Source organism: Streptomyces vietnamensis, assembly GCF_000830005.1.
In the GTDB taxonomy this organism is placed as follows: domain Bacteria; phylum Actinomycetota; class Actinomycetes; order Streptomycetales; family Streptomycetaceae; genus Streptomyces; species Streptomyces vietnamensis.
Map to the genome: position 1 here is coordinate 8,718,109 of NZ_CP010407.1, position 11,719 is coordinate 8,729,827.

At 71.6% G+C, this 11,719-nt stretch carries 9 protein-coding genes; 1 reads left to right on the forward strand and 8 read right to left on the reverse strand.

Going from position 1 to position 11,719, the window contains the following annotated elements; translation table 11 throughout:
* From SVTN_RS38725 to SVTN_RS44520, 4 genes are all read right to left on the reverse strand, one after another.
* Positions 1 to 882, reverse strand: a complete 882-nt coding sequence (locus SVTN_RS38725; protein WP_041133244.1) for an alkaline phosphatase family protein — start codon at positions 880 to 882, stop codon at positions 1 to 3.
* Between the two features lie 376 nt (positions 883 to 1,258).
* Complete coding sequence (locus tag SVTN_RS38730; RefSeq protein WP_041133245.1) at positions 1,259 to 2,536, reverse strand: extracellular solute-binding protein; 1,278 nt, start codon at positions 2,534 to 2,536, stop codon at positions 1,259 to 1,261.
* Positions 2,537 to 2,946: 410 nt separating this feature from the next.
* Entirely contained in the window at positions 2,947 to 3,594 is a 648-nt protein-coding gene (locus SVTN_RS38735; protein WP_245727817.1) for a hypothetical protein, read from the reverse strand.
* On the reverse strand, positions 3,591 to 3,752 hold the full coding sequence (locus SVTN_RS44520; protein WP_159026568.1) for a hypothetical protein: 162 nt from the start codon (positions 3,750 to 3,752) through the stop codon (positions 3,591 to 3,593). The genes SVTN_RS38735 and SVTN_RS44520 overlap by 4 nt, the downstream gene beginning before the upstream one ends.
* Before the next feature lie 146 nt (positions 3,753 to 3,898).
* Here SVTN_RS44520 and SVTN_RS38740 point away from each other — a divergent pair, with 146 nt between their 5' ends.
* Positions 3,899 to 8,134, forward strand: coding sequence for a tetratricopeptide repeat protein (locus SVTN_RS38740; protein ID WP_041133246.1), 4,236 nt, complete (start codon positions 3,899 to 3,901; stop codon positions 8,132 to 8,134).
* An 85-nt stretch (positions 8,135 to 8,219) separates the two neighbouring features.
* Here the strand turns inward: SVTN_RS38740 and SVTN_RS38745 are convergent, their stop codons facing one another.
* The 4 genes from SVTN_RS38745 to SVTN_RS38760 all read right to left on the reverse strand — a co-directional run bounded on the left by SVTN_RS38745 (position 8,220) and on the right by SVTN_RS38760 (position 11,672).
* Positions 8,220 to 8,678, reverse strand: a complete 459-nt coding sequence (locus tag SVTN_RS38745) for a group II truncated hemoglobin (RefSeq protein WP_041133247.1) — start codon at positions 8,676 to 8,678, stop codon at positions 8,220 to 8,222.
* A 140-nt stretch (positions 8,679 to 8,818) separates the two neighbouring features.
* Positions 8,819 to 9,475, reverse strand: coding sequence for a maleylpyruvate isomerase N-terminal domain-containing protein (locus SVTN_RS38750; protein WP_041133248.1), 657 nt, complete (start codon positions 9,473 to 9,475; stop codon positions 8,819 to 8,821).
* 62 nt (positions 9,476 to 9,537) lie between these two features.
* Complete coding sequence (locus SVTN_RS38755; RefSeq protein WP_041133249.1) at positions 9,538 to 10,179, reverse strand: TetR/AcrR family transcriptional regulator; 642 nt, start codon at positions 10,177 to 10,179, stop codon at positions 9,538 to 9,540.
* Positions 10,176 to 11,672: an MFS transporter gene (locus SVTN_RS38760; RefSeq protein ID WP_078908680.1), complete on the reverse strand. Its 1,497-nt coding sequence runs from the start codon at positions 11,670 to 11,672 to the stop codon at positions 10,176 to 10,178. Before SVTN_RS38760 ends, SVTN_RS38755 begins: the two co-directional genes overlap by 4 nt.
* Positions 11,673 to 11,719 lie beyond the last annotated feature (47 nt).

Sequence of the window (11,719 nt, forward strand, 5' to 3'; positions counted from 1 at the left end):
TCAGGGCGTCCAGATGCCGGTGATCGGGGCGGCGTTGGCGGCCTGGCCGGCGTGCGTGGTGCCGTACATGTCCTCGATCGTGCGCAGCAAGTTGTAGTGGTTGTACGTGGTCGAGGACGTCGAGCCCGGGACCACCTGCTGGCCGTAGAGGACGGTCGCGATCTTGTTGCCGGCGAGGCGGTTGTCCTCGTCGAAGGTCACGACGAGCAGGCTGTTGTGGGTCTTCGCCCAGGTCGCGTAGGCGCCCAGGTTGTTCTGCAGCCAGGTGTCACCGGTGCTGACGGAACAGTCGTGCATGTCGCTGCACAGGTTCGGGACCACGAAGGACACCTGCGGCAGCGTGGTGTAGTCGGTCGGGAACTGCGCCATGGTGTACGCCGACGAGGTCGGGACGTTCGAGAAGCCGAACCACGGGTTGTGCTTGCGCGCGTACTTGCCGCTGCTGCACGTGGTCGAACCCTGGCTGGGCAGCGTCTCGTTGTAGCTCTTCCAGGTCTTGCCCGCGGCGATCAGCTCGGAGGCCAGGTTCGGCGCGGACGAGAAGCCGGGCGTGTAGCAGCTGTCGTCCGTGATGCCCTGGGTGGAACCCGAGAACATCGCGAAGTAGTTGGGCTGGCTGGGGTGGGTCTCGCCGTACGACTGGGTGAGGTTGGCGCCGCCGGCCTTCAGCGAGTTGATGTACGGGGCGCTGGAGCTGCCGATGATCTGGCTGTAGGCGTGGTTCTCGAAGACCACGACGACCACGTGGTCGGGGGTGGGGACGGTCGCCGCGGCCTGGGCCTGCGACGTGCCGCCGACGCCGGCCCACAGGCCGATCGACGCGGCCGCGAGGCCGAGGGTGGACAGAAGGGCGGTGCGGCGTTTTCTGGGCGCGCCGGGCACGACTACCTCCGGTTGAGGGTGATGGCTACGGGAGCGGTGCAACCGGCAGGCTAGGAGTGGTCATGTCAACTTTGAAGGTGTTCCCCGTGAAGACACGGGAAACGTCTCGTGTTCCGTTCCCGGAGTGTCCGGGGTGTCGATTTCGTGGGGGATCGTCGCCGCCGAGTTCCACCGCCGACTTTCCGAAGCGGTACGAACCCCTGATTACGGACAATTCTAGCCGCGGGCGGAAGGGCGGGCACCTGGCCGAGAGGGCCGACGACACCGGCGACGGGACGGGGGCGGTCGTCGCCCCGCGCACCTTGTGGGTGCTTCGCGAGCGACGACAGGGGCGTCGGGTCGACGCCGCGCCGGTCTCCGCGGGTTCCGGAGACCGCTACCTCTGCTGCGTCTCGTCCTTGACCTGCTGGGCGATCTGCTCCAGTACGGCCTTGGGGTCGGCGGAGGGCGCGACGGCCTTCCCGATGTTGCGCTTGATGGTGTTGCTCGCCTGGAGCCAGGACGGTTCGTCGACCGGGTAGAGCTGGGCACTGCGCAGTGCGGTCAGGAACTGCTCGGCGCTGGGGTCCGCCGCGGCGTACTGGGACTCCTCGGTGGCGGACACCGTCGACGGCAACAGGTGGTAGCGCCCCGCGAACTCGCTCAGGTTCTTGTCCTCGTAGACGAAGTCCAGGAACGAGCTCACCAGTTCGTGGTTGTCGTCGTGCTTGAAGGCCATCATCCAGTCGGCGACGCCCGCCGCCGGCGGCGTCCGCTCGTCACCCAGCGTGTCCGACACCGGCATCCGCAGCGTGCCGACCTTCATGCCCTTCGCCCTCGCCTCGTGAAGGAGCGAGGGGTAGCCGTTGACCATGCCGACGTCGCCGCGCAGGAAGGCGGCGAAGGCGTCCTGACGGTTGAGCTGGGCCGGCGGGATCGGACCGGTGAGGGCCGGCGCGACCAGGTTGTCCTTGATCCAGTTGAACGTCTCGGTGTTCTGCTCGGACGCGATGTTGTAGCCGCCGCTGTCGTCGGTGTACCCGCCGCCGTTGCTCAGTTCCCAGATCAGGGCTTCGGCGTGTGCCTCCTCGGGGCCGAGCGGCAGGGCGTACGGGTAGAGCACGCCGTCCTTCTTCAGCGCCTTGGCCGCCGCCTTCAGGTCCGACCAGGTCTTCGGCGGCTTCGCTCCGGCCTCGTCGAAGAGCTCCTCGTTGTAGAAGAGCAGCCGACTGCTGGCCACGAAGGGCAGGCCGTACAGGTTGCCGTTGACCGTGCCTGCCGCCGCGAGCGGCCGCAGGAAGTTCGCCTCCGCCCTGACGGACAGCACCTCACTGGCGGAGTACAGGCGGCCCTGCGCGGCGAAGTCGGAGTACGCGCCCATCAGGGCCACGTCAGGGGCGTTGTCCCCCTCGACCATGCGGGTGACCTCGCGGTCGACGTCGGCCCACGGGTAGAGCGTGACCTCGACCTTCTTGCCGGGATGAGCGGCGGTGAAGGCGGCGGCCAGTTTGTCCCAGTACGCCTTGGAGCTGGTCGCCGGGCCGGTGCCGTACTCGGGGGCCACCAGACGCAGGGTCGTCGCATCGCTCCCGGACGAGCCGCAGGCGGTGACGAGGGAGCCCAGTAGTCCGAATGCGGCCACGGAGACGGTCATGCCGAAAGGTCTTGGTCGCATGGGTTTTTCCTCTTGCTTTTTTGGACAGTGCGTCGGGAATCATCTCCTGGTCAGGGGGCGTATTTCGCCTCCTACCGAACGGTTGTGGCATAGCTCCAACAGGGAAGATTCCGCTTGGTGTCTTCCGATATGTCGGCGCTCATTTCATCGCGCGTAGAACTCTCCACGGTGTCCAAGGCGACTCCGGCGAGGCACATTGACGACCCGCCCGATCAGCCGACACCAGGACGATTTCGACCGGCGCGGAGAGGGCGGCTCGCGTACGCCTGCTGACGGAGCGGCTCGAACGGGAGGCTGCCGCGGCGGAGGCCGCACCGCAGGCGGAGCGGAAGAACAAAGGCGCGGCAGCCGGAGGCTCTGCCCCGGTACACGGCGGGAACACGGACGATCGAGGCGGCCGTGCAGCGGCCTCAACGGCCGGTCGCGCCGAGGAACACCACCGCGCCGGTGATGACGAGAACGGCGGAGAGGAAGGTGTGGCGCCGCGCCTTGCGCAGCTTCTCCCGCACGATCCACGCGTGAGCCGTCGCCAGCAGCCACCGCAGGTACGGGTCCGTCCGCGCGATGTTGCGGTGGGCCGTGGCCAGCCCGCGTTCCAGGGCCGCCCGTTCCGCCGCTCCGGCGGTCGGCATCCGCCGGGAGATCTCCATGGCGATCCGGCGGTGCCGCAGCAGGCCCTCGACATCCGTGGCCACGGAGCCGAAGTAGTAGCCGGGCGCGGCGTCGAGCTGCTCGCGCAGCCCGCGCAGGGCCGGCGAGGCGAGGACCGCGGGGGTGGTCAGGGGCGGTACGAGGACCTCACTGGTCTGCCACATCGCCCAGGCGATGCCGAGAAGGGCCACGAGCAGGCCGCCTCCGGCCCAGAGCGCGTGCGCCCAGTCCCCGATCCGTCCCACGGCGAGCAGCGGCCCCCCGCCGAGCAGCAGCGCGCCGACGGCGCCGGTGGACGCGAGGGTCCACCGCGCGGCCTCCCGGCTGTCGGCGACGGAGTCCAGCGGCGAGGGCAGGGCGTCGAGGACCGCCGCGCCGGAGTCCCCGGCCGTCGACGGAGCGCTCACGGCGACTCCCTGCGGAACACGACACCCAGCGGACCGGGATCGCCGTCCGGCAGGTCCACGTACGGCACCCAGACCTCCTCGTCGAAGTACTCGAGCAGGCCGTCCTCGTTGACCCGCACCGCGTTCGGCTGCGGGGGCTCTTCCGGGGTGTCCGACATGAACTCAGTATGGCAGGAGGCGCAGTTGGCGTGATTGCCTCGGAGACGTACACCCGACATCCTGGCCGCGCAGGACCGCGTACGGGTGATACGAGTGATACGGGTGATCAGGACCGGGCGCAGGCGCGAACGCGACGGGGGCTCACGTGATCAAGCTGTCGATCGGCGCCACGAACGTGACGTGCGACATCGGGGGCGTCAGAACCTCACACGTACCGAAGGCACTGAGCCGGCGCACGGCCGATCTGCTGTGGCGGCTCCACAGGGAGCCGTCGGACGAGCTGTTGCGGGAGACGGGCACCGCGCTCGCCGACCGCTTCCTGGACGGCCCCGCCGGCCGGGCCCTGTCGGAAGCGCTGGGCCGGCCCGGCCGGCACCGGGTCGGCGTCGAGGCGGCTGACCCCGCGGAGGCGGACCTGCCGTGGGAGACCCTCGTACCACCCGGCCGCGGCCTCCCCCTGGCGCTGGACCCCGACGTCGATCTGTACCGGTCGACGCCGCACACCGGAAGGCCGGCCCCCACCGCCCCCGGCGGGCCCCTGCGCATCGTCGCCGCGGTCGCCGCACCGGACGACAGCTCGGGGCGACTCCTGGACTACGAACGGGAATGGGCGAGGATCCTGGACGCCGTGGAACCCGGTCGCCGCACGGGCCACCGGGTACGCGTCCTGGAGTGGGGCAGCACGGCGGCGATCCGGTCCGCGCTCGACGCGGAGCCCTGCGACGTCCTGCACATCTCCTGCCACGCCCGCCCCGGCGCGCTGCTCCTGGAGACCGCCACGGGCGAGGAGGACGCGGTGGACGCGGCCCGCTTCGTACGGGACGTCATGCCGTCCGACGGCGGGGTGCCCCTCATCGTCCTGGCGGGCTGCTCCACCGCACGGGAGGGACAGGCCGAGCTGCCGGGTCTGGCCAGGAGCCTGCTGGACAACGGGGCCCAGGCCGTACTGGCGATGAACAGCGCCGTCAGCGACGACTACGCGATCGAACTGTGCGCACGACTGTACGAGGGGCTGATGAGCCGCCCGGACACGGACCTGCTCACCGTCTTCTCGGAGGTGCGCCGGGAGCTCGCGCGTGAACCGCGCCCGCTTCCCGAGTGGGCGACACCGGCACTGTTCCTCGCCGATCCGGCGTCACGGCCGGGCGGCGCCCCCTCCGCAGCGCCTCGCGGCGGCACCTCCTCCGCAGCGCCTCGCGACGGCGCCCCCTTCGCGACGCCCGAGTCCTTCCCCCGGGAACCCGACACGCAGGCGGTCGTGGTCGACGGCACGGTCCGCGGGCGGCACGACTTCGTCGGCCGCAGAAGGACCCTGCGGCAGCTGGTCGGCACCGAGCCGCGGATCCTGCTGCACGGCATCGGCGGCGTCGGCAAGACGAGCCTGGCCGCCGAACTCGTCCGCCGCTTCACGGCCGCCGCGGCGGACGGCGTCGTGGTGGCCGTCGCCGGTGAGACGGACACCGGCACGATCATGGAGCAGCTGCGCCGCGGCCTTGGCGCCCACTGCGCCCGCAACGGGCTCACGGAGACCGATCCGCTCCACCAGTGGGTGATCGCCCTGAACGAGCCGGGGCGGGACTGGCGGGAGCTGCTCGGCGCGCCCGCAGGGGCGGCAGCCGTACCGCTCCTGCTCGTCCTCGACAACGCCGAGGACAACCTGGACGCGGATCACCGGCTCCGCGACGGGGAACTCGCGGAGTTCCTCGATGCCTGGGCCCAGCGGCACGGCACCCTCGTGACCAGCAGGTACCCCTTCCCGGTCGCGGGAGTCGAGAACCTGCACCTCGGGCCGCTGACCTGGCAGGAGACCCGGAAGCTGATCTGGCGACTGCCGGGCATCGACGCCCTGTCACCGCCCGAGCAGGCTCAGGTGTGGGCGCGTCTGGGAGGCCACCCGCGCTCCCTGGAGTACCTCGACGCGCTGCTGCGGGACGGCGCGGCACGCTTCGACGAGGTGAGCGCCCGGCTGGGCGCCGCACTGACCGGCCGTGAGGTCGCGCCGGGCGGCGGGCTGGGGCCGATGCTGCACGAGACCGGTGCGCTGATCGCGCAGGACGTGCTCCTGCCGGAGCTGCTCGCCCGGCTCGACGGGGCGCCCGCGGCACGACGGTTGCTGCTGGGCGCGGCGGTGTACCGGCTGCCGGTGGACCGGAGGGGTCTCGCATGGCAGATGGCGGAGGCACCGGCCGATCCATCCGATCCATCCGATCCGGCTGACGGGCCCGGGCCGTCCGGCGAGGAGCTGCCGCCGCCGGAGCCGGACGACTTGGACGAGGCCGTCGCACGGCTCCTGCACCTCGGGCTCCTCGCGCCCGCCGGCGACGGATACCTGGTGCACCGCTGGACCGCCGCCGCCCTGGTGCGCGTCGCCGGACCGGAACGGCTGACCGGTGCCCATCGCAGGGCGGGCGCGTACTGGGCGTGGCGGAGCGGCACGACGACGGCACAGGACGAGTACATCGGCCACGTACTCGAAGCGAGGTTCCACGAACTGGCCGCCGGCCGCGTGCCGAAGGCCGTCGAGCACACACAGCGGGCCTGTCACGAACTCGAGCGGAGCGGCCAGTGGGCCCGGGAGGAACGGCTGCGGCACCAGGCGCTGTCGATGGCGACGCCCGGGTCGCTGTCCGCCGCCGAATGCCTCGCGGAACTCGGCGGCCTTGACGCGCGCAGGGGGCGGTACGCGCAGGCCGAGAGCCGCTACCGCCAGGCGTTGACCCGCTTCGAGGAGCTGGGGGCCGACGACCTGGTCGCGGGCGTGCTGCACAACCTGGGTCTGCTCGCCGAGGGCCGCGGTGACCACGCCGAGTCCGAGCACCTGTACCGGCAGTCGATGTCGATCTCGGAACGCATCGGCGAGCGCGAGCGGGTGGCCGTCACCCTGCACCAGCTCGCGCACCACACCAGTCGCAGGGGCGACGACCGCCTCGCGGAGCAGCAGTACGTCGAGGCGCTGACCATCTGCGAGGAACTGGGCGATCTCGCGGGGATCGCGGCCGCCCAGCACCAGATCGGCATCCTGGCGTTCCGCGCGAAGGACTACACGAAGTCGGAACGGTGCACGCGCGTCGCGCTCTCCCACCACATGACCCTGGGCGACCGGATGAACGAGGGGAACGGCTGGGTCAGGCTGGCGAGGATCGCCCTCGCCCGTTTCGACCACGAGGCGGCGCAGGCGCACGCGAGGACCGCCCTCGAGATCTTCGAAGAGATCGGAAGCAGCACGCACATCGCCGAGAGCTGCCGACTCCTCGGCGAGATGTCCCGCGATCTCGGGGACGTGTCCTGGGCGGAGGTGTGCTTCTCCCGCGCGAGCGCCGTGTTCGCGGCACTCGGGGAGCAGGAGAACCTCGCCGCGTGCAACAGGCAACTCGGCGCCGTACGAACCGTCCTGGGGCGAGTGGAGGACGCGGTGCCCTGCACGATCGACGCCTGGCTGGAAGGGCAGGGGAACCGGGGCGGGCACGAGGACCTCGACTGGCTCGCCGTCCAGCGCATGGAGCTCGGTGCCGACGCCTTCGACCGGATCGTACGGGGGCACCTCGACGCCCCGGCAGCGGACGAGGTCACGGACCTCACCACGCGGTACACCCGGTTGCTCGCCTCCTCTCCGAGCCCGTCGCCGCTGGGCAGCGCCTACGTACAGCTGGCGATCGCCGCGCTCGCGCGCGGCGAGTACGGGCGGGCCCGGATGCTGCTGACGCGTGCGCTGCCGGTGTGCGAGGCGGCCGGCTACACCGAGGCCGTCGCCAAGTGCCACGAAGACCTCGGACGCGTGAACCTGGAGACCCGCCACCTGGAGGCGGCAGAGCGAAGCTATCTGGCCGCGCTCGCGCTCTACGAACAGCTGGGGAACCACACCAACCGGGCCATCGTGCTCCACCAGCTCGGCCACGTCTGCCAGGAGCGGGGCGCCCACGAAGAGGCGGAGCGGTACCTCCGTGCCTCGGTGGCCGTGAAGAGACGGCTGGGCAACCAGGCGGGGGTCTCCAACAGCACCTACCACCTGGGCCAGGTCGCCCAGGCGCGGGGGAATCACGAGATGGCCGAGCAGTGCTACCGCTCGTGCCTCGCCATCGACGAGGCACAGGGCGCGTGGGCGGAGGTGGCGCTCGACTACGGCGCACTGGGCAACCTGCGCGCGGAACAGGGACTTCCCGAGGAGGCGGTGCCGCTGCTGGTGCGGGCGCTCTCCCTCAACCAGCGGTTCAAGCCGGACAACTCCGTCCTCAACATCACGGCCCTGCGCCGACAGCGCGCCGAGCTCGGCGACGAGGAGTTCACCCGCCTCCTCGGCCGCCACTTCGACCCGGCGTCGGTCTCGGCCGTCCTCTCCCTCACCGCGCTGCTGCCGACGCCGGAGCGCCGTACCGGACCATGACGCGCTGTCCCCGCACGAGGCACACGCCCACCACGCCCGCGCCGGGACCAGCGCCCGTCGAGGGGGCCGGTGGCGCGGGACGGCGTCAGGCGAGGCCGTCCCAGCCCCAGCGCGGAGTGGGGCCGGGGTTGCCGAGGTCCGTACCCGGGGCCGAGGCCGAGACGTCCTTGGCGATCCGCGTGCCCCAGTCGAAGTACTCCACCACCCGGCGGCGCAGCAGGGCGTCGTCCGGAAGCTCCTTCTCCACGGCCGCCGTCATCAGCTCCATCCAGCGCAGTCGCTGTTCCTCCGTGATGCCGAGCCCGAGATGGGCGCGGAGCAGGGCCTGGTGCCCGCCGTGCTCCGCCGTGAACTCGGCAGGCCCCGAGAAGACCTCGGCCAGCCACACGGCCACGTGCTCCACATGGGTGGCGGTGAAGTCGGCGAAGACGGGTGCGAGGAGAGGGTCGGCCAGGACCCCCTCGTAGAACGTCTCGGAGAGCCGGCGCAGCGCGTCGGCACCTCCCACGGCCTCGTACAGGGTGTTGGTGTGTTCGGCGCTCATGGAAGGCCTCCGTGATCCGGGATGCGTCCTCCCAGCTTTCACACAACACGGCCCGGAGCCAAGGATGTTCGCTCTCGGCGGGGCGACAGGGGAATGAGCGACCGTACGAGCAGGGGCCGCCGTCACCGGGCGTGCCCCGTTCAGCCGAGCGAGAGCGGGAACCGCACGCCCGTCCGGGACAGTGCCGCCCGTTCGGTGGTGCTGGGCATGCGACGGCCCGTTCCTACCAGCAGCGCGTCCGTATCGGACAGCTCGGCCGGGAAGGGCGCGCCGGCGATCCGCTCGAGGAGTTCACGTGCGGCGCCCAGGCTCTCCGCGGGCGGTCGTGGCGCCCGCTGCAGCTGCGCCACGAGGTCCAAGTGGTGCAGGGTCCACTCCAGGACGTACGCGGAGAGGTAATCGCCGACGGTGAGCACCTCGCCGCGCGTTCCGACCGCGAGGCCGGGGTCGGCGAGCACGGCGGCGCGCCCGGCGGCGGAGCCGACGTCGTCGAGGTGGAACTTCAGCAGCCCCGGGTCCTCGTACGCGGCGGCGAGCCGTACGGTCAGCGCGTCGAGCGGATCGTCGCCGGTCGGCGGCGCGTCGGCGACCTCCCAGTAGCTCGCGGCGTCGCGCGTCGGCGGTGTGCCGGCGGGCGTCGCGAGGGTGATCAGGACGTCCTGGGCATCGATGACGAGGTGACACACCAGGTCGCGTACGAGCCAGCCGGTGCAGCCCGACGGCCGGGCGAAGTCCTCGTCGGCGAGACCGGCGACGGCCTCGCGCAGTGCGGTCCACGAGCGTGAGAAGTCGTCCACGTCCGCAAGCTACCAACACGGGCGGCCCGAGAACCGTCGCGTCGACCGTGCCGCTGCGCTGCTCAGCTCCCGTCGACGAGGCGCTGGATGCCGGGGCCGTAGAGGTCCGCGAGTCGTTCGGCGGTGGTGTGGGCGGTGGCGCCGTCAGGACGGTGGAGGCTCAGGGTGGCGCCCAGGCCCAGGAGCTGGCCGGCGATGAGTTCGGCGCGCAGTCGGGCGTCGGGGCCGGTGAGGACACCGGCGAGGTGGTCGGTGATCTGCTCGCGGAAGCGGGCACGCAGCAGGGTGCGCTCGTCCTCGAAACCGAGGGAGAAGACCACGCGCAGGAGCGGGTCGCCGCGGAGCCGGTCGCGGAGGTCGACCATGGTCAGGACGAGGTGCCGGCCGAGGCCGGGAAGCGGAGCGCCGAAGAGTTCGGCGGCGGCCGGGCGGAAGTCGACGACCGTGTTGAAGAGGGCTTCCTTGGTGCCGAAGCGTTTGACGATCAGGGAGGGGCTCACCCCGGCCGCCGCGGCGATGCCGCGCATGGTGACCTCGGCGTACGGCTTGAGCGTGAACGCCCGCCGCGCGGCGCGGATGATGGCATCGCGTCCGGTCTCCGAGCCTTCTGGCCCGCCACCGGCGCGGGATTCCCCGGCTTCCCTGCGGACGGTTCGCTCCGCGTCGGCAGTGGCCGGGGAGGCGGGTTCGTCGGCGGTGTTCATGCGTTCCCTCGGGCGGCGTGGGTGGGTGGTGCCACCGTGACCGTACCGCCCGGCCGGTCGCCGTCGTGCGAACCGTCCCGGCTCGGCCGGTCGGACGGCAGGAGGAGGCCGGCGGCGAGGGCGGCGAGGGCCGCTCCGCCGGCGATCAGGAAGATCAGCAGGTAGGCGTGGAGCGTGGGTGCGGTGCGGCCGTCCGCCACGAAGGTCGCACGGGCCAGTACGGCGGTGACCACGGCGCTGCAGCAGGCCTGTCCGACGGAACGCATCAGGGTGTTGAGCCCGTTGGCCGACGCGGTCTCGCTCACCGGCACGGCCCGCATGACGAGGACGGGCAACGCGGAGTACGCGATGGCGGTGCCACAGGAGACCACGGTGGCGCCGGCAACGATCAGCCAGAGGCTGTGGCTGGTGAAGAAGCGCACCACGTAGCCCAGGGCCATGACGACGGCCGCGACGGCGAGCGCGGTGCGGGGCCCGTACGCGGCGGAGATCCGCGCGGAGAGAGGGGAGAGGGCCACCATCGCGAGCCCGCCGGGCAGCAGGCAGAGTCCGCTGACGACGATGGAGGCGCCGAGGCCGTAGCCGGTGCTCGTAGGTTCCTGCACGAGCTGGGCGGTGACCAGGGAGTTGGCGTAGAACGAGAAGCCGATGAGCAGGGCCGCGACATTGGTCAGCAGTACGGCGGGCCGGGCGGACACCCTCAGGTCCATGATCGGGGACGGGGTGCGCAGTTCGTACCAGCCCCAGAGCAGACCCACGGCCACCGAGGCGCCGAGCAGGCCGAGCGTCGGCGCGGAGGTCCAGCCCCAGCCGGAGCCCTGGGTGATCGCCAGGAGCACACCGGTCAGCAGGACGGAGAGGCCCAGCGTGCCCGGCACGTCGAAGCGTCCCCGGGAGCGCACGTCTGACTCCGGCACGATCCCCAGCACGAGCAGGAAGTCGAGCAGGCCGAGTGCGGCGGATGCCCAGAACATGGTGTGCCAGTCGAAGTTCTCCGTCACGACGGCGGCCAGGGGCAGTCCGATCGCGGCGCCGATGCCGAGGGTGGAACTCATCAGCGCGATCGACGGCAGTACGCGCTCGGCGGGGAGTTCGTCGCGGATGATGCTGATGCCGAGCGGGATCACCGCGAGAGCCGTGCCCTGGAGGGCCCGGCCGGTGATCAGCACACCGATGTCGGAGCTGACCGCGCAGAGTACGGAGCCGGCGGTGAGCACCCCGAGCGACGCGAGGAGGACCCGCCGCTTGCCGTACATGTCACCGACCCGGCCGAGCACCGGAGTGAACACCGCGCCGGTGAGGAGGGTGACGGTCACGAGCCAGCCTGCGGCGCCCGCGCTCGCCCCCGTCAGCTCGGGTATGTGCGGCAGCAGCGGGACGACGAGGGTCTGCATGATGGCGACGAGCATGCCGCAGAAGGCGAGGACGGGGACGACGAGCCGGGAACGGGCGCGTCCGGGAGTCGTGCCGGATTCGGATGCGGCGGAGGTCATCGTGCTCCAGAGACGGTGCGAGGGCCGGAAAAGCAGGGGTGTACGCG